A 20,091-nucleotide genomic window follows, 5' to 3' on the forward strand; every position below is an offset into this window, starting at 1 on the left:
CGCGGAGCTAGAGCGCTTGGGCGTCCCGTGGTACGATGCCGTGTTCGAGGTCGAAGAGGACTTCGGTGGCATGGTAAAGCGCGCCGACAAGGCCCACAGGCAACCCGAATTCGCCATAGGCTTGTATCAGATGATCGCACTGACGCCTCCCGAGCAGCAAGCCATGGAGCTTCCGGGATATTCGTCGGCAACGCTCACTCCACGACCATGGCCCCGCGTCATGCACGCACAGCTCGGGCGTGAGCTGATACTGATCGGTCTATACGCAGACGAAAGCCATCTATACATCGATGATACCGGGAGAGTCTGGCTACACATTGGAATTATTGACAAGGTAGAAGCCGAGGCCGGCTCGATGCGCGCCTTTCTGGAAAATATCGCACTTGAGTCCGAAATGATGTCGCAGATTCCGGACCATGCAACCGTTTCGATCGACACGGACGCAGGCCATGATCTGGCAGGCTCATTCCCGCTGCAGAGCGTCGAGGAGGCATCTGATTCTGTCGTCGCGAATTGGCGCAACTCCACCATGTGGGTCCGGGTCGTCGGGTCACCGGAGACTGGAAATAAAAAGACGCTCATCGTTGCGAGTTCCCCGGCGGAGGTGGTTGTTCTTGTCCAGCGTGCCGTGCAGTCCTGCCCAGGTGTCAGCGTCGCAGTAGACACATACCGCCCCGGTGGTGCAGCCAGGCTGGCGGCGCTTCGCAAAGCAGGGATCGAGGCAATGGGATAGAATTGCATGAGCCAACCTCGTCCGTCGCTGGAGGCTTTCGGCGGGCATCTCTCGGAACGCGTGAGAACATTCTTCATGCGGGAGCGCGTATTTCGGGATGCCTCGAGAACATGCAGCTTCGAGCGACTCGCCGAGGAGCTCGATCTGCGAGGAGCGCCGTGTTCGACGAAGTGTTCGAACTGGAAGAAGATTTCGGTGGCCTGGTGCGTCGAGGGACCCATCCAAAGACGCCTTCACTGGCCCTCGGACTCTTTCAGTTGATATGCCTCGGTCTGGACTCTCCGGGCGGCGAAGAGCCTGAGGACGACGCCGCGCTCGTCTCGTCGACGTGGCCGACGGCACGTTTGTCAGCGACCGGCGATCCGATGGTCCATGTAGGCTTGTACACGGCGGAAGAGGACCTCTACATGAACGAGGCTGGCTGGCTATTTCATGGCAGATGAAGGCCTCACGATCGCGCAGGCTCTCGACCTGCCCATCATCGAGGAGGCTTCGGACACGCTGGTCAAGCACTGGATGAATCCGGAACTCTTCGTCTCACGCTTACCTTCGGCGTCCGCATCGGGCACCTGCCGGACGCGAATCGTCTCCCGCACTGTGGAAGATCTCCTCCTCGCCGCTCGCGCTTTGACCCAGAAACACCCAGGAGCGCGGGCGACCGTGGAGACTTATCTGCGAGGTGGACGCGAGCGATACGACGCGCTCCGGCGCGAAGGGTTCGCCGTCGATGAATGATCGAACGCCGGTGCTGGTCGCCTCGCACGGTCGGAGCGCGTTCGCCGTGAGCTCGCCCGGGGCCCCTCCCTGAGCGCGCGATTTCGGAGGGGCAGCCCGCGCGCAGGCGCGCTCCGGTGCGCCGGGCACCGAAGACGTCGAGGTGGGCCCGTCTCCGGAGCGGGAGCGCCGCTCAGGCGCGCGGGCCGCGCAGCTTCGCGAGCTCGTCGATGCCGAGCTCACGCGCCTTCTGGGCCAGCGCCTCGATCTTCCTCTTCCCGTCGGCGTCGGCGCTCGGCAAGAGCGACGTCAGGAGCCCCGACAGCGTGCCGTCCGAGGGCTTTCCCCCGGGCGCGACGAGCTGCTTCAGGTCCTCCGTGACGCTCGCGTTGCCGTTCAGGTAGTCGCCGGCCAGGGCGCGCACCGTCGCGCTCTGGTCGACCAGCCCGTCGACCGACTGGCCCAGGGTGACCGCCTTGACGAAGCGATCGAAGAACGCCCCGTCGCCGCCGACGATGTTGATCTTCGCGTGCTCGAACGCCCCGTGCAGGATCTCGGCCTGCGCCTTCGCGATCTCGGCCCGGATGCGCAGCGACTCGAGCTCCACCGCCCGCTCCTTCTCGAGCCGGAGGCGGAACTCCTCGTGCTCGCGCCCGACGCCGTCGAGCGCCTTCATCGCCGCCGCCTTCTCCGCCGTGCCGGCCGCCTCGGCCAGGAGCCGCTGCTTGATCGCGGTCGCCTCGGCGAGGCCCGTCTTCTCCAGGGCGAGCGCCTCGGCCTCGCGCGTCCGCGCGGAGGCGAGCCCCTTCTGCTCGATGCCCGCCGCCTCGGCGAGCAGCCGCTCCTTCGCGACCGTCGCCTCGGCGCGACCCTGCTTCTCGATCGCCATCGCCTCGGCCTCCTTGACCATCACCCGCGCGAGGCCCTGCTTCTCCTCGCCGGCGGCGGCGGCGTTCATCTTCTCGAGCGCCACGCGCGCCTCGGCGAACCCCTGCTTCTCGATCGCCTGCGCGTCGGCCTCCTTCACCCGGATGCGCGCCAGCCCGTCGGCCGCGGCCTCGGCCTGGTGGCCCTCGGCGAGGCGGATCTTCGCGCGCGCGGCCTTGTCGCTCGCCTCGAGCTCGGCGTCGGCCGTGATGAGCTTCTCGCGCGCCCGGAACTTCGCCGCCTCCTCGCTCGCCTCCGCGCCCTTGAGCTGCTTGACGAGCTGCTCCTGCGCCTCGGCCTCCGCGTTGATGCGCGTCACGTCCTTGAGGCGCGTCGCCTCGGCCACCGCGCGCACGTCCTTGATGCGCTCCTCCTCCTCGGCCACCGTCTTCTCGACCGCGATCCGCGCCCGGACCACGTCGGCGATGTCCTTCCTCTGGACCTCGAGCTCCTTCTCGCGCGCGATCTGCTGGAGCGTCACGTCGCGCTCGCGGCTCACGATCTCGAGCTGACGCGCCTTCTCGACGCGCTCGGTCTCGACCGCGACCTCCCGCTCCTTGTTCTTCTGGGCGACCGAGACGCCGCGCTCCTTCGCCTCGCGGGCGACGAAGGCCTCCTCGTCGTTCTTCTCCTGGAGGAGCACCGTCTTCTTGCGCTCGTCGCTCACGATGCGCGCGGCCTCGTTCTGCTCGCGCGCCTGCGCCACCGCGATCTCCTTGGCCTTCTTCGCCTCGGCCTCGGCCCGGCGCTGCTCGAAGCGGAAGATGGCCTCGTCGGAGTTCAGGTTCTGGCTGCCGATCTCCATCCGCTCCTTCTGGCGGAGCTCGTTCGTCAGCACGTTCTGCGCGACCGTGAGCTCGGTGATCTTCCGGATGCCCTCGGCATCCATGATGTTGTCCTTGTCGAGCAGCTCGATGGGCGTCTGCTCCAGGTAGTCGATCGCCGCGTCGGCCAGCACGAACCCGCTCAGGTCCTTGCCGATGACGTCGATGATGTCGTCCTTGAACTTCTGCCGCTCCTTGTAGAGGTCCTCGAAGTTCAGGCGCTTGCCGACCGTCTTGAGCGCCTCGGAGAACTTCGCGGCGAAGAGCTGCTCGAGCGTCTCCGGGTTCGACGCGCGGACGCAGCCGATGGTCCGCCCGACCGTGCGCACGTCGTCCTGCGTCTTGTTCACCTGCACGAAGAAGGTGACCTTGATGTCCGCTCGGATGTTGTCCTTGCAGATGAGGCCTTCCTTGCCGCGCCGGTCGATCTCGATCGTCTTGACCGAGATATCCATGTACTCGGCGCGGTGGATGATCGGCAGCACCAGCGTCCCGGTGAAGGTGACGATGGGCTCCTGGCCTCTCGTGTTGATGATCAGCGCCTTGCCCTGATCCACCTGGCGGTAGAACTTGGCGTACATCACCAGCATCCCGAGGGCGACGAAGGCGAGGACGCCGACGAGGACGATGACTAAGGGGACGGTCACAGGGGGCACGCGGAGCTCCTTCGCGTTTCGGTGGAGGGGAGGGCGCCGGCCCCCGCGTTCACGTCGGTGCGGGGCGGACGGCCAGGCCCGCTCAGAGCCGGGGCGGGGGCGGAATGACGCCCCCTCGGGGACGAGCGTACACGAAACCGCCCGCCCGACAGCGGCGTTCAGCGGCGGCGCCCGCGCCGGCGTTCAGCCGCGGCGCTGCCGCTCGTCGGCTGCGCGCGCCGCGGGCGCGTCGTCCTCCTCGACGCCGGCCGGGCGTGCCTCCACGCGGGACGCACCCCGCTCGGCCAGGGGAGGGGGAGGGCCGAGGAGGGCGTCGAGCGGCTCGACGCTGAAGACCTCTCGGTCCGGGTCCCAGCTCACGAGCAGCGCGCGGTCGCCCCGGCGGAGCGCGCCGGGCGTGTCGCACCGGACGTCGAGGATGTGGCTCGCCCCGCCCTCGTCGATCGTCGCCTGGCCGAAGCGCTCGTCGACGCGCCCGGTGGAGACGACGCACACGCGGCCCACGAGATCCTTCTTCGACTGGGCGTGCCGGGTCACGAACAGCGGGCCGAGCGGCCGCACCGCGAGCGAGGTCGAGATCACGGCCGCGGCGAGCGAGCCGGCGAGCACCGCGACGCCGAGCGTCCAGCGAGGCAGCCCCCAGCCGAGCCAGAGCGGCTCGACGAGCACCGTCGACAGGGCGCTCGTGAACCAGCCGAACGCCGCGATCAGCGTGAGCGTCACGGTCGCCGGCACGCGGTGGAGCTGGAGCGCGGCGAGCAGCGAGCCGGCATCTTCCGCCGTGCCCGTGGCAGCGCCCTCGAGCGAGCCCTTGGCGGCGCCTTCGAGCGAGCCCTTGGCGGCGCCTTCGAGCGCGCCCTTCGCTGCGCCTTCGAGGGCGCCCTTCGCTGCGCCTTCGAGGGCGCCCTTCGCTGCGCCTTCGAGCCCGCCGAGGTCGGGGGCAGCGTGGCCGTGGGCGCCGCCGAGCAGGTCGAGGTCGACCGCGCCCAGGAGGACGAACAGCCAGTAGATGAGCGCGAGCGCGAGCGCGACCGTGAAGATCACGGCAGGGAACGCGAGCGATGCGGCGAGCACCTCGGCCATAGGCAGACGCGAGCAGGGTGCAGGATGCGGCGCCTGCGACCGGCGTCTCCGATAGGATCACAAGGAGGGGAGGGATGGGGCCAAATTCGGTCGCCCGGCGTGCGGCCGAAAAGACTTGACAGGCATGGACAGGCGCCCGCCGCGAGCCTTCCTGCTGGGGGCTACCGGGATCGCACAACCAGGATGCGATACGGCCCTCATGGAAAGGTGACGCCGGCTCAACAAGTATCCGTGCGCCGAGCGCCGTGGCTCAGCGGGCTTCCTGGCTTTCGAGGCTCGAGAGCACGCTGAGGTCCTCGGGCCCGCCGAAGACCGGCGCCGGAACGCCGAGGATCCCGAGCTCGAGCAGTTCCCCGAACGGCCTCGCCGAGATCGCGAAGTAGCCGGTGCACCGGGAAGCGCTCAGATCGGGCCTCGCGCTCGTCAGCGTGTCGAGCCGGCGCGCGCGCTCGCACAGGAGCGCGCCGACCTCCCGCGGGCGCGAGGCATGTTCGGTGAGCGCCGCGTACCCGATCCGGACCCGCGGCTCGTCCTTCGGCAGCCTCGCGAAGGCGTCCCGCGCCTCCTTCTGAAAACGCTCGGGCACGATGCAGAGCCCCGCGTGATCCGGGATGAGCCAGCCCTTCGACAGCGAGGCGAGGAGGATCGCGCTCCCGTCGTCGAGCAGCGCCCGCGCCTGCTCCGTCGGCGGCGTCGCATAGGCCGAATCGAGGATCAGCATGCGCCGCTCGTCCGCGCGCGCCCAGCGCCGGAGCCGGTCCGCTTCGAGCGGCGACAGGTGCGAGCCCCACGGCTTCAGGGGCTCGCAGAGCAACACCGCGTCGAGCCCGTCGAGGGCAGGTAACCCGAGGCGAGCATTCCACGGGACGAGGGTCGCTCCCGCCTCGGCTGCGAGCTGCTGGTAGACGGGGTAGACGTCGGCGGGGACGCCGACGCGCGCTTCCCGCTTCGCGAGGAGCCCGAACAACGCGCGGAGCGAGCGACGGATACCATGGCTGACCTGCGTGCGTGGCCTGAGCGCCTGCGGGAGCTCGAGGTGCGCGAGGAACCGCTCCGCGAGGTGACAGCGATACGGCGCCTCCGGGTGGGTCGAGGGCGCGATGACCGGGAAGAAACGCGCGAGGCTCCGGTAGACGTTGAGCTCCGAGAGATCGACGAGCGAAGGGCGCGTGGCCCTGAGCTCCGCGCGGCGGGCGAGAAACGCTTCGTGCTTCATAACGTGGAGCTCGGATCTTCCAGGGAGGCGAGGCAGGACCCGTCGGCCATCACGTTCCACGAGCGGACGAGGCCATGTGTCCGTTCCCAGCCGACCGATGGCTCGGTGTAGGCCGCCACGCGGAGCACGCGGCCTCCCACGGTTCCTTCGAAGACCTGGCTCCCCCAGGGGAGCTCCGCGCGTCGCTCGAAGCCGAGGTCCGCGAGCGTGTGGAGCACGAGCGAGAGAGGCACCTGGTTCGCCTCGCAATACCGGTTGGCCGCGCTCGGCGCCCACGGGTTCTCCGAGAGGCTCGAGACGTAGAGCTCCTTGAAGCACACCTCCTGAAACCCCTCTCCGGCGCTCCGTTCGAGGTAGGCGCGCACCTTCGCGGCGTCGTCGACGCCGCCGCGCTGGAGCACGCAAATGGCCCGCGTGCGGAGGCCCGGCGCGCTCCCCAGCGCGCCGGAGTCGACCTCGATCCCCAGGATGCGCGCGTCGTCTTCGCGCGTCACGCCGTGCCGGCTCACCGCGAGGGTGGTGAGCCCTGCGTCCCGGAGCCGCTCGAGCTGCGCGAGGTCGAGGCGCGCGCCGTTCGTGATGAGGAGGGTCTTCGGTAGCAGCTCGGAGAGGCCGTGAACGAGCGCGCGGAGCCGCTCGGGCTCGAGCAACGTCGGCTCGCCGCCGCCGGTGATGACGGCGCGCTCGGCGCCGCGCTCCTTCGCGCGCTTCGCCCAGTCGACGTAGCGCTCCAGCGTGGCGCTCCGCTGGCGCGCGAGATCGGAGACGCTCGCCTTCGAGAAGCAGAATGCGCAATGCGCCTGGCAGGCATTCGCGACGGGCAGCACCGAGAGGCTCCGCGGCCGACATCTCGCCCAGTCGATGAGGCCGGCGTCATCGAGGCGAAAGGCCTCCGCGGTGATCTCCTCGTGCCGGGTGGGCACGAGGGCGCCATGCCCATCGACCCACGCCACGCCGCTCAAAGGGATCTCGCTCGACGGCCAGCGCCAGCCGATGCCCGTGCCCGTCACGTCGTTCGGGCGCATCGCGTCGGGCCCGACGGGGAGCCGCGCCCGCAGCGCCACGACGCGATCCTTCGGCCGCCCGAGCCTCGTCACGAGCCTCCGCGCCTTCTGGAGCCCGGGCGCAAAGGGCTCGTCTTCCTTCAGCATGTAGAAAGCGTCGGGGAAGGTGGATTCGCGGATCAACGCCTTCGAGTAACGCATCTCGTAGCGATCGAAGCCCCGCAGCCAGTTCGACAGCGGAATGAAGGCAACGAAGGGGACCATGATGGACGACATGGTCGATGAGTCACCGAGTCGAGTCAACGGGACTCGAGGGGGCGGCCGTCCGCGGCGCGGGCGAAGCCGGCGCCGGCCTCGAGGACCAGCTGGCGCCGGTCAGGAGAGCGCCCTCGCCGCGCCGCCGCTCCGGGGAAACTTCCCGCAGAGTGCTTGAGCACCGACCAGCTTGGAAACCAGGGGAATGAACCGCCAAGAACGCCAAGGACGCCAAGAAAACCGGGGAATAGGGGGGGATGCCCGGACGGCCCCCTTCCTCTTCTCTCCTTGGCGTCCTTGGCGGCTTGGCGGTTGTTCTGCCGCTCCGGGGCAACTTCCCGCAGCCGCGTAGGCGTGGCTGCGGCGGCTCCCGCCGCCACATGTGCCACGCGCTCGGCCCGCAATCGACCGCTGCGCGGCGGTCCGCCCACCTTGGCCATTCGCTCCGGAGCTCAGGAGGCGTTCCGGCGCGAATCGTTGTTCTTCGCCTCCGGGGGTGACGTCGCGCCGATGGAGGTCGCGGAGCCCGCCGTGACACCACTCGTGCCCGCGGCCGCGCGCTCGCTCGACGACGACCCCGTGCTCGTCCTCGCCTCGCCCTGCTGCGGCTCGCGGTAGAGCCGGATCTCGTTCCGCACGTCGACCACGCCCGAGATCCGCTCGGCGAGCGCCTCCAGCTGGTGCTTGAAGCGACGCTCGCGGACGGTCCCGGAGAGGATGACCTCGCCGCTCTGCACCTTCACCTCGACGTCGCTCGCGTCGAGGTCCGGCTGATCGAAGATCTGGTCGCAGAGTTCCTCGCGGATCCGCTCGTCCGAGCGCTTGTACCCCTTGGGCGGGCGACCACGCGAGCCGCTGAGCCCGCCGCCCTGTCGAACGGTCTCGAGGAAGCTGCGGCCGCCTGAGGCCTGTCCGCCGGATCCCTGTCCGCCGTAGGGCTGAGGGGAAGGGCCTTGATCGCCGCCGAAGGACGACCCGTGGCCTTCGTACCCGCGTTGCTGTCCTGGCCGCTCGTTCCAGCCGCGCTCGTCGTCGGCCCACTGCCGGAGGCCGCCGCGGGCTCCGTATCCTTCGTGCTGGACTCCGCCCAGGCCTCCCTGGCGACCGAAGCCGCCCTGGCCGCCACCAGATCCACCCTGGCCACCGAATCCACCCTGGCCTCCGAGGCCGCCCTCACTGCCCTGGCCGCCGCCGAAGTGGCCCTGTCCGCCGAAGCCGCCCTGGCCAACCTGGCCGCCGAATCCACCCTGGCCACCGAAATAGCCCTGACCGGCGCCATGACCGCCCTGGCTGCCGCCGAAGCCACCCTGTCCGCCGAAGTGCCCCTGTCCGCCGAAGCCACCCTGTTCGCCCAAGCGGCCCTGTCCGCCGAAGCGGCCCTGTCCGCCCTCATCGCCATAGGCGCCCTGGCCACCGGCGAATCCACCCTGGCCGCGGCCGAATCCCTCTCTGCCGTAGCCGCCGAAGTGGCCCTGTCCACCGAAGCCGCCCTGGCCGCCGCCGAGGCCGCCCTGGCCGCCGCCGAATCCGCCCTGGCCGCCGCTGTAACCGCCTTGGCCGCCGCCGAAGCCGCCTTGGCCGCCGTAGCCGCCCTGGCCGCCGCCGAAGTGACCTTGGCCGCCGTGACCGCCCTGGCCGCCACCGAAGCTGCCCTGGCCGCCTCCGAAGCCGCCCTGGCCGCCGCCGTGGCCGCGCCCGGCGTCAAGATCGTCGCGACCTCCTCGCTGGAAGTCATCACGCTGGCCGCCCCAGTCCTTACGCTGGGCGTCTTCGCGCTGCCCCCAGGCGCGATCCTGTCGGCCTTCCCAGCCGCGTTCGCCGCCGTGGCCGCGCCAGCTCGGGTCGCCCTCGCCGCCGCGCTCGCCCTCGTGGCCGCGTCCGACAGACTCTCGCTGATCGGAGCGACCGCGGAGATCATCGTGACCTCCGCGGGAATGGCGCCGATCGTCTCGCTGGAGGACTTGCTCGTAGTTGCCACGATGCCCGTAACTAGCATCCCCGCTCGCTCCACGCTCGCCACGATATCGCTCATCGCCTCGCTGACCCTGGGTTGGCCCAAACCGCTCGTCGTCGCGCCCCGGCCCATCGTTATGTTCCTCGTCGATCCATCCCTGACGATTCGGCATGACTCCTCCGCCTTTCTTGCGAGGAGAGCGACACGGCAGCGAAACTGGGCCGCTCCTCTCCGGTGATCCAGCCGACGCTCGGGCCACGTTCGGGCGACGCACGAGCGTGCGGGAGGACAGCCGTATCGGGCCGCCTGTCGTGCGTGCCTGTCCGGCGCCGCGTGGGCTGAAGCGCCAGGGCCCCGACGCCCCGGCGCGATCCGAGCATCGCAAGGGGTGTTCCAGGACGGCGAGGGCGGTATTTCGCTCCGTTTTCAGGGAGATTTCACCCGGTCAGGCCCGCTGCGAGGCGCAAGGCGCCCCATGCCGGATCGACCAAACCGTCTCACAGAGACGTTGTGCCACAGTGACGACGCCATGACTTAGGGCTTCCCCTGAAGGCGACTCGGGAGCCGGCGGACGAGCTCACATGACTTTCCGGGCCGCGCGCCGGCGTCGCTCGCCGAGGTGTCGATTTCAGGCCATCCGATCTCGACCACCACGCCGCGGATGAGCCCGCCTCATCGATTGCCGATGAGCTTCCTCGAACGCCGCACGCTCGCGGGCGCCCCACGAAAGGCGCGAGAGGCGAAGAGCGAGGACCGAAAAGCGGAGCGATGACGGGCGAGCAGCGACACGAGCCGGAAGAAACAAGAGCAAGGCGGAAGGCGAAAAAGTTGACCATCGCGGTATACCGGCTGGACGCTCGGCAGATCACGGCGAGATCCGCGGTTCGCGTGTTCGCGTGAGGGCGGGAGACCGGCCCGCTCCTCACCGAAAATCCATGCGCTCGCCGCGCGGCCGCGATTACCCTCGCGCCTTCCTCGGAGCTCCCATGCCGGCCCAGCGAAGCGTGACGAAATGGCTCGAGCGAGCCCCTGCGCCGGTGTTCACGGCCTTCGCCGTGATCGCCGCGTTCTCGACCTACTTCTGCATGTACGCCTTCCGCAAGCCGTTCGCGGTCGGCTCCTACAAGGGGATGGTCGCGCTGCCGCTGCTCCCCGCGCTCGATCTGAAGAGCCTCTACATCATCGCCCAGGTGCTCGGGTACTGCGCCTCCAAGTTCCTTGGCATCAAGGTCGTCTCCGAGATGCCGCCCGAGCGGCGCGCGCTCGCCATCCTCGCGTGCATCGGGGTGAGCGAGGTCGCGCTCGTCCTGTTCGGGCTCGCGCCGGCCCCGTACGCCGCCGTCTTCCTGGCGCTGAACGGCCTGCCCCTCGGCATGGTCTGGGGGCTCGTCTTCGGCTTCCTCGAGGGGCGCCGCGTGAGCGATCTGCTCGGCGCCGGCCTCTGCGCCAGCTTCATCGTCGCGAGCGGCTTCGTAAAGACCGTTGGCAAAATCACGCTCGGCTGGGGGGTCCCGGAGGTGTGGATGCCCGCGGTGACGGGGGCCCTCTTCTTCCCGCCGCTGCTCTTCTCGGTGTGGATGCTCGCGCAGATCCCGCCGCCCTCGGTGGACGACGAGGCGCTCCGGACCCGGCGCGCGCCGATGGACCGCGCCGCGCGGCGCGCGTTCGTCCGCGCGAACGCGGGCGGGCTCGCGACCCTCGTCCTCGGCTACGTCGTCCTCACCGCCTACCGCGATTTCCGGGACAACTTCGCCCGCGAGATCTGGGACGCCCTCGGCTACACCGACCAGCCGGCCATCCTGACGACGGCCGAGATCCCCGTGGCGATCGGCGCGCTCCTCTCGGTCGCGGTGATGATCGGCATCCGCAACAACCGCGCGGCGCTCGTCGCGATCCACGGCGTGATGGTCGCCGGGGCGGCGCTCGCGGGGCTGAGCACCGCGCTCTACCAGGCGGGCGTCATCGGCCCCGTGGCCTGGATGATCAGCGTCGGGCTCGGGCTCTACGTGGGGTACGTCCCGTACAACTGCGTCCTCTTCGACCGGCTCATCGCGGCCGTGGGCTCGGTGGCGACGGCGGGATTCCTGATCACCGCGGCCGACGCCTTCGGCTACCTCGGGAGCGTGGCGCTCCTGCTCTACAAGAGCTTTGGCCAGGCGAAGCGCTCGTGGCTCGAGTTCTTCCTCGGCTTCAGCTACGCGACCGCGCTCGTCTGCGGGGCCCTGTTCGCCTCATCCGCGGCGTACTTCTGGCTGCGCACCCGCGGCCCGTCCCCCACGGTGCGGCGCGCGGCGCTCGACGCATGAGCGCGCCGCCGGCTGCCGGCCGCGCAGGCGGACGCGCGGCGCGGGCGAGCGTGGAGGGCGCGGCGCGGGCGAGCGCGCGGCGTGGGGGGAAGGGGCTCAGTTGATCGGCGGGATCTCGGTCTTGCAGCCGACCTGGAGCTGGACCTGCCCGCCCGCCTGGAAGTGGGTGCAGGTCGCGGGGCACATCACGATCTTCGTCGGCGTGCCGCCGGTCGTGGGGTCGACGTCGTAGTACCAGCCGCCGGCGGTCGCGTCGCAGCGCGCCTCGCTGGCCACGTAGAAGATGGTCGACGGGTCGGCGCCCTCCGGCGGCGTGTGCTGGACGTTGAGCGTGCCGTAATCGAGCGTCTGCCCCGCCGACGGCGCCGGGACCTGGTACTCGCACGCGAGGCTCGTCCCGCGGATCTCGCTGAGCGCGTCGAGGAACGCCTGCGTCACGTCGGAGCTCGTGTCGATGAAGTAGGCCGACGTCGTCCCGCCGCCCTCGGCGATGCGGTTCATCGTGGCCTGGGCGCCGTCGTCGCCCCTGCCGAAGACACCGATGACGAAGGTCGAGATGCTCGGCGAGCCGCCCAGCCCCTCGGCCGCGATCTCCGCGATGCCGTCGGCGGACGTGGGATTGCACTCGGTGGGCATCCCGTCGGTGGCGAGCACGGTGACGACCCTGTGGGTCGGGTTCGCCTCGGCGTGGGACCGGGCCTGGGCGATCGCGCCGGACAGGGCGCCGGCGGTGGGCGTGCCTCCGTTGGGAAATGTCCGGTCGATCGACCCGATGAGCTCGTCGGCCCAGGCGGCGTCGAGCGGCGCGATCGAGACGGCGGGCGTCGCGTAGTCCTCGGTGACGCACGAGTACGGATGCGCGCAGGTGCTCCGGGACACCCTGCTGCACGTGCCCGCGCGGTTGGGACAGCGCTCGCCGATGTCGCCGCAGACGACGTTGCCGTTCTGGGAGCATACGCCGATGTCGATGCACGCGTCGCCGTCCGGGCAGTCCGAGTCGGCGGCGCAGACCTGGAGGCCCGTGCGGGCGTCGAACGAGTTGCGACAGGCCCGGAGCGCGCACGGCCCGCTGACGCCGCACTCCTCGTTGGTCCTGCAGCTCATGGGCTGGCCGGGGTTCAGCAGAGGGAAGTACTGGAGCCCGACGCCGAGCCCCTCCGACTGCGGGTCGGTGAAGAAGGCCTCGAGCGCGTCGGTCACCGCGCGCCACTTGGTGCCGCCCGTCGCGAGCCGCTCATCCATCGACCCCGACGCGTCGAGCATGATGTAGAGGTCGAGCGGCACGAGCTCCGCCGTTTTCGTCTCCCCGGCGCACGACGCCTCGCCGCCGGCGCCCTCTCCGGCGCCGCTGCTGGGCCCGGTGGTGATCTCTCCAGGCCCGTCGGTGCCATATCCGGTGCTCGTCACTCCGCCTGTTCCCGGGCCGTTCCCCGAGCCGTTCCCCGAGCCATTCCCCGGGCCTGTCCCCGAGCTGGCCCCGGCGCCCGCTCCGCCGGCTCCGCCGGCGGAGACCGAGCCATCGGTCCCCCCGCACGCCGCGAAGATCACGCTGATCCCCGTCGCGGCGAGCGCCACCATCGCTGACCGGTTCCTCATTCGAAGAATCGAAACACCCTGGAAGCGCTTTGTCGAGCGTGTTGACTCGAACCCTCTGTCCGCGCTCCGGCTCGGTGTGGGGCGGGGTGAGACGCTTCCGTGGAAGTCAGGTGATAATAGCTGCGCTCACCGTGTGCTTGCGGGCACAGGATTGCTCCGAAGCACAGAATTGCTCCGGTCCGCAAGGTGCTTTGGAGCACATGGCTGCTCCGGAGCGTAGGGCTCCGCCGGAGCGCGTGGCGCTGCGCCGGAATGCAGGGGCGGTAGCTCCCGAGGGCTCCGGGGGCGGCGGGGCGCCGAGCTCAGGGGTGCTTCTTCGGACCGACGAGGCTGCGGAGGACGGCGCGGGCGACCTCCGTCCCCGTCGCGTCGCGCAGGCTCACCGGGATATCGTACTCCCTGCGCTCGCTGGTCTCCGGCAGAGGGCACTCGCAGACGGCGCGGATCGTCCCGCGGGCCTTCTTCACGTACTCGATCGAGAGGCCCGCGACGATGAACCGGGCGTCATCGGGCAGCGCGTAGGACAGCGCCGTGTTGCCGGTGAGCTCGGCGAGGTTGACGAGCGCGACCGCGTGCACCGAGCGGAGGTGGTTGCGCAGCCCCGGCCGGTCGCGCATCGACACCTCCGCGCGGCCGCGCTCGAGGACCTCGACCTCGGCGCGGATCGTCCCCGTGTACGGGGCCATCGCGCCGATGAGCCGGCTGAACAGGCGCTTGCCCCCCGGCAGGGGGCTCAGCTTGTCCCAGACGTCGCGGATGGTGTTGCGGCGCGAGCTCGCCGCGATCGATGCGAGAGAGAAGTCGGTGAGCTTCATGCGCTGGATCCGCGGGGCGGGGGCGGCAGCCTGCCTCGAATCGCGCGCGGGCGCACCCGGAATCCCCGGCCAGCCGGCCAGCCGGTGCGTCCCGGCGCCTCCGCGCGCCGCACCCTGGGCGCAGCACAGATCATTCGTCGCATGAATTGTATTTAACAATTCTATTCGATAATCGGATGGCTCCGGAGCGCCTTGGCGCCCCGTTCTCGCGAGGATTCTGCGGCATTTCCGGCCTCCGGACGCCCGTGAGCCGCCGTCCGGCCTCCGGTCCGTCGCGCGCGACCTGCTTCGGGCGGCAATCTCCCGTCCGTGCCCGGAACTGGACTTGTGTATGACAAGACCTCGACGTCCGGGCCAAGGCGGCCCACCCGAGAAAGAGCGCGCGTTCGAGCTTCTCTTTCGTGAGCAAACCTCCGCGCTCGTAGGGCGCTGGTTGACGGGTCTGGGGGTCCCGCTGCGTGATCGCAAGGACCTCGCCCAGGAGGTCCTGTTCGCGGCGTACCTCAGCTTCAACAAGTACAACCCCGAGATCTCCCGGCCCGAGCGCTGGCTGAACCGGATCACGGTCCACACGGCCTCGCACTACCTGCAGCGGGCCCAGCACCGCTACGAAGAGCTCGTGCCCGACGATGAGCTCCCTCCCCTCGTCGACCCCGCCATGACCTCGGAAGAGCTGCTGATCTCGGATCAGGAGCGGCTCGTCGTGCTGGAGCTCATGCAGCAGCTCGACGCCGACGCGCACTGGATCCTGGTCGGGCACGATCTCCACAGCACCCCGATGGCGGATCTCGCGCAGCAGCGCGGCATCCCGCTGTCCACCGCGTACAAGTGGCGCGCGCGCGCCATCCGCCTGTTCCACGCCATCGTCCTGAAGCGCCGGCGCGAGGACCGGAAGAGGGAGGGCTTTCGCCTCGTGCTGCCCCTGGATCTGGCGGCGCTCCTCGCCACCGCGCGGATCTCGCCGCGCGTGCCCGACGACGTCCGGGCCTCGATCCTCCGCGGCGTGCAGGAGTCGGTGGGGGCGCTCGAGGCGGGCAGCGCCGGGAACGCCGCCGGGGGCGTCGGCCGGGCGCTGAGCGACGCCGTGACGTGGCTCAAGGGCCTCACGAAGCTCGTCCAGCTGCCGACCCTGGGCGTCGCCGCCCCCGTCGCGGCCACGGCGGCGGCGGCCACGGGGGCGGCCTGGCTCGCGCTCCAGGCCCCGGAGCCGCCGCCTCCGCAGGAGGTGAGGCACGTCGTGCCCGCGCTCGTCGCCGCCATGCCGCCGCGCCGGCCCGCCGAGCCGCCGGCGCCGCCCGTCGCGCCGCCGGCGGCCCCGGCGCCCGTCGAGGCGCCGCTGCGGGGCCCCCCGGCCCTGCGGCGAGCGCGCGTGCCGCCGCCCGAGCGGGGGGAGCGCGCGCCGGCGCCGGTCGCCGCCGAGCCGATCGAGAAGCTCGAGATCGAGATCGACGGGCCCGGCAGCCATCACGACATCGCCCTGTTCGACGCGGTCACCGGGGCGCTGCAGGCGCGCGATCCGGACCGGGCGATCGCGGCGCTCCAGCGCTACGAGCGCGAGATGCCGAACACCCTCTTCACGTCGGAGCGCAAGGTGCTCTGGATCCGGGCGTTCGTGATCGCGAGGCGTTACCCGGAGGCGCGCGCCCTGCTCGAGGAGGTGCGGCTCGATACCGCGATCCCACGGCAGGCGATCGAGGAGCTGGACGCGATCCTGAACCGCCGGTGAACGGGCGACCGGGCCGCCGCGCGCCCTGCGCCGCGGTGGCTCAGTCGCCGGCGTAGGTGCCGAAGCTCGCCCGGCCGCCCGTGGAGACCTGCGGGGCGGCCTGGCCCACCTGCACGACCGCGGACACGAACGCGGCGGGCTTGAGCCCCTCGTCGGGCCCGGCCTCGTTGGTGATGTACTCCAGCCCGAGCCCGGCCAGGAAGCCGAACGACGTGGTGTTGCCGCCCGAGCCGAGGATGGGGATCGTCGGCGCGACGCCGACGTAGCCGAGGAGGCCGACCCGCCCCTCGCCGAGCGTCTGCACGAAGCCGCCGAGCTGCGCCGCGATCGGGAAGGCCCGGCGCTCCACGGGGTCGTAGCGGTCGATCGCGAGCGCGACGCCGACGGCACTGAGCACGCTCCGCGTGACGAGGGGCTTCTCCACCCACGGCGCGCGGGTGACCTGCAGCGTCGCCAGCATCGCCGGGACGGTGAGGTACGCGCGGAAGCAGGTCCCTGCGGCCTCGAGCGTCTGGAAGTTGTCCTCGCCGCACAGCGGGACCGAGTGGATCGCCACCGATCCCACGAGGCGCCGGGCGCGCTCCGGCTCGCCGGGCTCGTTCGAGCGCAGCGAGCTCGCGACGCGGCCCGCGTCGGAGACGAGCACCACCTTGCCCTGCGGGCTCAGCGGATCGCTGTAGACGGCCAGCCGGAGCCGCGCGTCCCCGTCGAAGTCCTCCGCGAGCGGCGGGAGCGGGAACTCCGCGCTGCTCGGCGTGACGATCCACGTGCCGTTCTGGAGGAGCTCGATCGGCGTGCCGCTCCGCATCTGATCGGTGCGCGTCAGCGAGACATGGAGCGCGAGCGGCGCCACGAGCCGGTGCTTGGCCTGGCCCGTCAGCCGGATCCGGCAGTTGCCCAGCCGGAGCGGCGCCGGCGAGATGACGACCGCGCCGTGCGCGAGCGGCTGCGGCCCGGGGCGCGATGGATCCACGTCGGGCGCCCGGCGAGGAGGCGGCAGCCCGGCCGGCGGCTGGGCCTGCGCCGGAGGCGGGGCCTGCTCCGCCGCGCCGGGCTGCGCCGTCGGACCGGCCTGCGCCGCCGCCGAGGGCCGCCGGCCGGCGCCTGCGCCACCCTGGAGCTGCCCATCCGCGCGGGCGGGCACCCGGCCCCCCGGCGGGGCAGGGGACGCCGCCCGCGGCCCAGGCGGACGGGCGCTCCCCGGCGGCGGGAGGCTCCCGGCATCGGTGCGGGGCGCGATCGGCGTGGGGCCGCAGTCGACCTTCAGGTCGTCGGCGAGCGGATCGGGGAAGAGGAGCCGCGCGGGGTTCGACTCGACGAGGTTCTCGAGCGGCGGGACGGTGACCCGGTACGTCGCGTTGATCACGTTGCCCGCCGCGGGCGCGTGGAGGTTGAAGGCGGTGACCCGGAGCCAGCCGCCGCCCGGGAAGACGCGGAGGACCTTGCCATCGGGGCGCCCGCAGCCGCCCGAGGCGACCTCGAGGACCGGCACGGTGAACGTGCGCTGGAACGGCTGCACCCGGGCGTTGCCGCAGCTGTCGACGATGGCGAGGTAGTGGAAATCGGCCATCTCCGACTGCTTCGGCCACTGCATGCCCAGCGTGAGCTCGCCCGCGTCGGCCGGCGGCGGCTCGGGCCGGCCGTCGCGGCAGACGTCCACGCGATCGGGTGACGGCGGCGACGGCGCGGCCGGCGCGGCCGGCGCGCCCACGGGAGACCGCGGCGCGTCGGCGACCGGGCGGTAGGCGCAGACGTGCCGGTACGAGCGGCGGCCGAGCAGCACCGGGTCGAAATCGAGCAGGCGCTGGCCGTCCTCGGTGAGCCGCCCCCACACCGTGAGCGGCAGGGGGAGCGTCGGGGTCTGGAGCTTGATCGAGCGCAGCATCTGGTCGCCGATCGGGCTCTGCCCGGGATCGCCGGTCTGCGCGGCGCAGCCGCCGCCGCTGCACAGCCAGCGGCCGCCGCGGCGCGCGGCCTCGATCGGGACCGGATCGGTGTCGCGGACGCTCATCCAGACGCGGCGCGCGTCCGGGAAGATCTCCGGCCCGCCGGCCGACGACGCGGCGCTGGCCGTGCCCGCCGGCGCGCGCACGACCTGCAGGCTGCCGCCGAAGTCGGCGGGGACGGCCATCGGCGCCGCGCCTGTCGAGCGCCTCAGGGAGGTGGCCGTCTCCGGCGTCTCCCCGTCTCCGGTCTCCCCGGCGTCCGTCCCGGGATCGTCCTGCGCCGGCGCGGTGGCGGGCGCGGCGATCGCGAGCGCGAGCGCCACGGCCGACAGGAACAGGGCGGATCTGCGTGCGCTCACGGCGAGCCTCCCCCTCCGGCGCCCGGCTCCGGCTCCGGCTCCGGCTCCGGCTCCGGTTCCGGCTCCGGTTCCGGCTCCGGCTCCGGCGTGACGGTGATGGGCTCGGAGGAGCACTCGGGGCTCGCGAGCAGGCGGGGCGTCACACGGAGCGCCGTCGTCCCCGGCGCGACAGCGACGCCCTGGATGATCGTCGCCTCGCTGTCCTCGCCGCGCAGGGTCACGGACGCCCCGCCGAGCGCGATCACCTGGTCGTCGCCGACGGCGAGGTCGACGGGGACGGCGATGCGCACGCGCTCGGCGTTGTAGGCGCTCACCTCGAAGAGATCGCCGGGCGTCCCCGCGGCGACGACGCTCCGGAGGGCGCGCACGCGGAGCAGGCGCGGCTCGGGGTCGACGGTGAGCGAGGGGATCGGGTCGAGCGCCTTCTGCCCCGAGCTCACGGCGATCTTCACCTCGCCGCCGAGGTCGCTGAAGCACAGGATGAAGGGCGGGCTCTCCCCGGTCGCGCCGAGCAGCACGCGCAGGCGCGAGGTCCGCTCGAGGCAATCGGGGGCGAGCGAGAGGGCGGCCTCGCTGTGCAGCGACTCGATGATCACGGGCGCGTGCTCCACGACGCCCGGCGCGTTCAGGGGGGGTGACGCGCGGACGCGCGCCTCGCGCGCCCGGATCGCGCCCGGCCGCCAGCTGGCGCCGAGATCGTCCGGCAGGGGGCCGATCGTGCACATGAGGGGGACGTAGGTCGCGAGCACCCGGTCGCTGGCGCCGAGGCCCCCCGCGATGAGCGCGAAGTTGGTGGCGTCCTCCGGCAAGCCCGCGGGGAGGATCGTGATCGGGAGCTCCTCGGTGCGGTCGGCCCACGAGACGACGAGCCGCGCCTCGCCGGACCAGTCGCCCTCCGAGGCGGCGGTGAAGCGGGCGTAGCCCTGGGTTCCGGCGGTGCAGCGGAACGCGCCGTCCTTCACGCCGCACGAGGCCCCGGCTTCCTGGTCGCGTTCCACGGGGTGCAGCGTGAGCGCCTCGCTCGGGACGGCGCGGACCTCGACGTAGCCGCCGTACGCAGGCTCGTTCGCCTCGGTCAGCTTGAGCGAGACCGCGGTCCGCCAGGGGCTCTGGCGGGGCAGCACCGGCTTGCCCGCCTCGTCGAGCGTGTCGGCGGCGAACAGCGGCCCGGCGACGTCGGCGCGGAGCTCGACCTGCCCGCTCCCGGCGAGGGGATAGCCGCGCTCGATGCAGGCCGAGGCGAGCGAGGCGAGGAGGAGCGCGCCGGCGGCCGCCGCGAGGAGCGGCGCGCCCGGTCGGCGCAGGCGGCGCAGGCGAGCTATCGCGTGGAGCGCGCGTGGAGCGGCGGGTGCGCGTGGAGCGCGCGGGCGGGAGAGGGGCACGGCCGGCCGGGGCGCGCTCACTTCTGGTAGATCTCGGTGTACTCGGTCCCGAGCGGGTGGCGGTGCCAGGCGTAGGCGCTCTGCGGGAACCCGCTCTCGTCGGTGTAGTCGCAAGGGCCGAGCTCCCATTCGGTGTGCCAGACGCTCGCGCCCGTCGCCGGGTCGACGGACATCCCGTGGGCGGTCACGTCGCTCTCCGGCTCGGCCGGGTCGTGCACGACGCGCGTGGCCTCGTCGAGGTAGCGCTCGAGGACCGCGATGGGGATGCGCGCCACGCGCTTGCCGGGCATCGGGATGAGGAACACGTCGCTCTTGTCAACGGTGCTGGTCATGGAGCTCTCTCCTGGCGAGCAGCGGGGGCGGCGTTCCTGGCCGCGGAGCGCCGGCGCCGTGGCCGCGGGTCGCGCCGGAGCGCGGGCTCTCGCTGGTGCTCGTCGCCATCCCTCCAACGCGGCGGCGAGCATACCTGCTTCCCGCAACGCGAGGGAGCGCTTCGCGCGGCGCGGGCACGCTTCGATGTCATGGACAGGCCCTCTCCCTCGCGCGGATCCGCCGCGCGGGCGCGTCGCGCGGGGAGCATCGCCCCCGGGACATC

At 71.7% G+C, this 20,091-nt stretch carries 16 protein-coding genes; 6 read left to right on the forward strand and 10 right to left on the reverse strand.

Annotated elements, in window-relative coordinates:
- Positions 1-40: 40 nt before the first annotated feature.
- The 3 genes from ACSRUE_RS22150 (at position 41) to ACSRUE_RS22160 (ending at position 1,468) form a co-directional block, all read left to right on the forward strand.
- Positions 41-733 carry a hypothetical protein gene (locus tag ACSRUE_RS22150; protein ID WP_441292734.1) on the forward strand — a complete coding sequence of 231 codons (693 nt, stop codon included), beginning with the start codon at positions 41-43 and terminating at the stop codon, positions 731-733.
- A 158-nt stretch (positions 734-891) separates the two neighbouring features.
- The gene (locus ACSRUE_RS22155; RefSeq protein ID WP_441292735.1) at positions 892-1,176 is read left to right on the forward strand and encodes a hypothetical protein; all 285 of its coding nucleotides are present in this window, start codon (positions 892-894) and stop codon (positions 1,174-1,176) included.
- Positions 1,166-1,468, forward strand: a complete 303-nt coding sequence (locus tag ACSRUE_RS22160) for a hypothetical protein (protein ID WP_441292736.1) — start codon at positions 1,166-1,168, stop codon at positions 1,466-1,468. The genes ACSRUE_RS22155 and ACSRUE_RS22160 overlap by 11 nt, the downstream gene beginning before the upstream one ends.
- Positions 1,469-1,640: 172 nt before the next feature.
- On the opposite strand, the gene ACSRUE_RS22165 is transcribed toward ACSRUE_RS22160, so the two are convergent.
- The 5 genes from ACSRUE_RS22165 to ACSRUE_RS22185 all read right to left on the reverse strand — a co-directional run bounded on the left by ACSRUE_RS22165 (position 1,641) and on the right by ACSRUE_RS22185 (position 8,218).
- The gene (locus tag ACSRUE_RS22165; protein ID WP_441292737.1) at positions 1,641-3,854 is read right to left on the reverse strand and encodes a hypothetical protein; all 2,214 of its coding nucleotides are present in this window, start codon (positions 3,852-3,854) and stop codon (positions 1,641-1,643) included.
- A gap of 183 nt (positions 3,855-4,037) precedes the next feature.
- Complete coding sequence (locus tag ACSRUE_RS22170) at positions 4,038-4,937, reverse strand: glycine zipper family protein (RefSeq protein ID WP_441292738.1); 900 nt, start codon at positions 4,935-4,937, stop codon at positions 4,038-4,040.
- A gap of 250 nt (positions 4,938-5,187) precedes the next feature.
- Positions 5,188-6,153 carry a hypothetical protein gene (locus tag ACSRUE_RS22175; protein ID WP_441292739.1) on the reverse strand — a complete coding sequence of 322 codons (966 nt, stop codon included), beginning with the start codon at positions 6,151-6,153 and terminating at the stop codon, positions 5,188-5,190.
- Positions 6,150-7,421, reverse strand: coding sequence for a radical SAM protein (locus tag ACSRUE_RS22180; RefSeq protein ID WP_441292740.1), 1,272 nt, complete (start codon positions 7,419-7,421; stop codon positions 6,150-6,152). The genes ACSRUE_RS22175 and ACSRUE_RS22180 overlap by 4 nt, the downstream gene beginning before the upstream one ends.
- A gap of 443 nt (positions 7,422-7,864) precedes the next feature.
- Positions 7,865-8,218 (reverse strand): BON domain-containing protein, encoded by a 354-nt coding sequence (locus tag ACSRUE_RS22185; RefSeq protein ID WP_441293114.1) that lies wholly within the window; start codon positions 8,216-8,218, stop codon positions 7,865-7,867.
- Between the two features lie 147 nt (positions 8,219-8,365).
- Here ACSRUE_RS22185 and ACSRUE_RS22190 point away from each other — a divergent pair, with 147 nt between their 5' ends.
- Complete coding sequence (locus ACSRUE_RS22190) at positions 8,366-9,604, forward strand: hypothetical protein (RefSeq protein WP_441293211.1); 1,239 nt, start codon at positions 8,366-8,368, stop codon at positions 9,602-9,604.
- A 748-nt stretch (positions 9,605-10,352) separates the two neighbouring features.
- Positions 10,353-11,672, forward strand: a complete 1,320-nt coding sequence (locus ACSRUE_RS22195; RefSeq protein WP_441292741.1) for a DUF5690 family protein — start codon at positions 10,353-10,355, stop codon at positions 11,670-11,672.
- 96 nt (positions 11,673-11,768) lie between these two features.
- Here ACSRUE_RS22195 and ACSRUE_RS22200 read toward each other — a convergent pair whose 3' ends face one another.
- Together ACSRUE_RS22200 and ACSRUE_RS22205 are read right to left on the reverse strand one after the other, a co-directional pair.
- Positions 11,769-13,268, reverse strand: a complete 1,500-nt coding sequence (locus tag ACSRUE_RS22200) for a VWA domain-containing protein (protein WP_441292742.1) — start codon at positions 13,266-13,268, stop codon at positions 11,769-11,771.
- A gap of 302 nt (positions 13,269-13,570) precedes the next feature.
- On the reverse strand, positions 13,571-14,083 hold the full coding sequence (locus tag ACSRUE_RS22205; RefSeq protein ID WP_437766189.1) for a hotdog fold domain-containing protein: 513 nt from the start codon (positions 14,081-14,083) through the stop codon (positions 13,571-13,573).
- 433 nt (positions 14,084-14,516) lie between these two features.
- On the opposite strand from ACSRUE_RS22205, the gene ACSRUE_RS22210 reads away from it, so the two are divergent.
- Complete coding sequence (locus tag ACSRUE_RS22210) at positions 14,517-15,809, forward strand: sigma-70 family RNA polymerase sigma factor (RefSeq protein ID WP_441292743.1); 1,293 nt, start codon at positions 14,517-14,519, stop codon at positions 15,807-15,809.
- A 40-nt stretch (positions 15,810-15,849) separates the two neighbouring features.
- Here the strand turns inward: ACSRUE_RS22210 and ACSRUE_RS22215 are convergent, their stop codons facing one another.
- Genes ACSRUE_RS22215 through ACSRUE_RS22225 form a run of 3 tightly spaced genes read right to left on the reverse strand, consistent with a single transcriptional unit; the run spans position 15,850 to position 19,828 of the window.
- Complete coding sequence (locus tag ACSRUE_RS22215) at positions 15,850-18,114, reverse strand: hypothetical protein (protein WP_441292744.1); 2,265 nt, start codon at positions 18,112-18,114, stop codon at positions 15,850-15,852.
- Positions 18,111-19,517, reverse strand: a complete 1,407-nt coding sequence (locus ACSRUE_RS22220) for a hypothetical protein (RefSeq protein WP_441292745.1) — start codon at positions 19,515-19,517, stop codon at positions 18,111-18,113. The genes ACSRUE_RS22215 and ACSRUE_RS22220 overlap by 4 nt, the downstream gene beginning before the upstream one ends.
- Positions 19,514-19,828 (reverse strand): hypothetical protein, encoded by a 315-nt coding sequence (locus ACSRUE_RS22225; RefSeq protein ID WP_437708072.1) that lies wholly within the window; start codon positions 19,826-19,828, stop codon positions 19,514-19,516. The genes ACSRUE_RS22220 and ACSRUE_RS22225 overlap by 4 nt, the downstream gene beginning before the upstream one ends.
- Positions 19,829-20,091: the final 263 nt, after the last annotated feature.

Origin of the sequence: Sorangium sp. KYC3313, assembly GCF_052075895.1 — a bacterium.
GTDB lineage: Bacteria > Myxococcota_A > Polyangia > Polyangiales > Polyangiaceae > Sorangium > Sorangium cellulosum_B.

What these genes read in the sequence shown, in the direction of transcription:
- ACSRUE_RS22160 (WP_441292736.1), top strand. Translation starts at nt 1,166, where the DNA reads ATGGCAGATGAAGGCCTCACGATCGCGCAGGCTCTCGACCTGCCCATC.
- ACSRUE_RS22200 (WP_441292742.1), bottom strand. Translation starts at nt 13,268, where the DNA reads ATGAGGAACCGGTCAGCGATGGTGGCGCTCGCCGCGACGGGGATCAGC.
- ACSRUE_RS22175 (WP_441292739.1), bottom strand. Translation starts at nt 6,153, where the DNA reads ATGAAGCACGAAGCGTTTCTCGCCCGCCGCGCGGAGCTCAGGGCCACG.
- ACSRUE_RS22170 (WP_441292738.1), bottom strand. Translation starts at nt 4,937, where the DNA reads ATGGCCGAGGTGCTCGCCGCATCGCTCGCGTTCCCTGCCGTGATCTTC.
- ACSRUE_RS22195 (WP_441292741.1), top strand. Translation starts at nt 10,353, where the DNA reads ATGCCGGCCCAGCGAAGCGTGACGAAATGGCTCGAGCGAGCCCCTGCG.
- ACSRUE_RS22205 (WP_437766189.1), bottom strand. Translation starts at nt 14,083, where the DNA reads ATGAAGCTCACCGACTTCTCTCTCGCATCGATCGCGGCGAGCTCGCGC.
- ACSRUE_RS22225 (WP_437708072.1), bottom strand. Translation starts at nt 19,828, where the DNA reads ATGACCAGCACCGTTGACAAGAGCGACGTGTTCCTCATCCCGATGCCC.
- ACSRUE_RS22180 (WP_441292740.1), bottom strand. Translation starts at nt 7,421, where the DNA reads ATGGTCCCCTTCGTTGCCTTCATTCCGCTGTCGAACTGGCTGCGGGGC.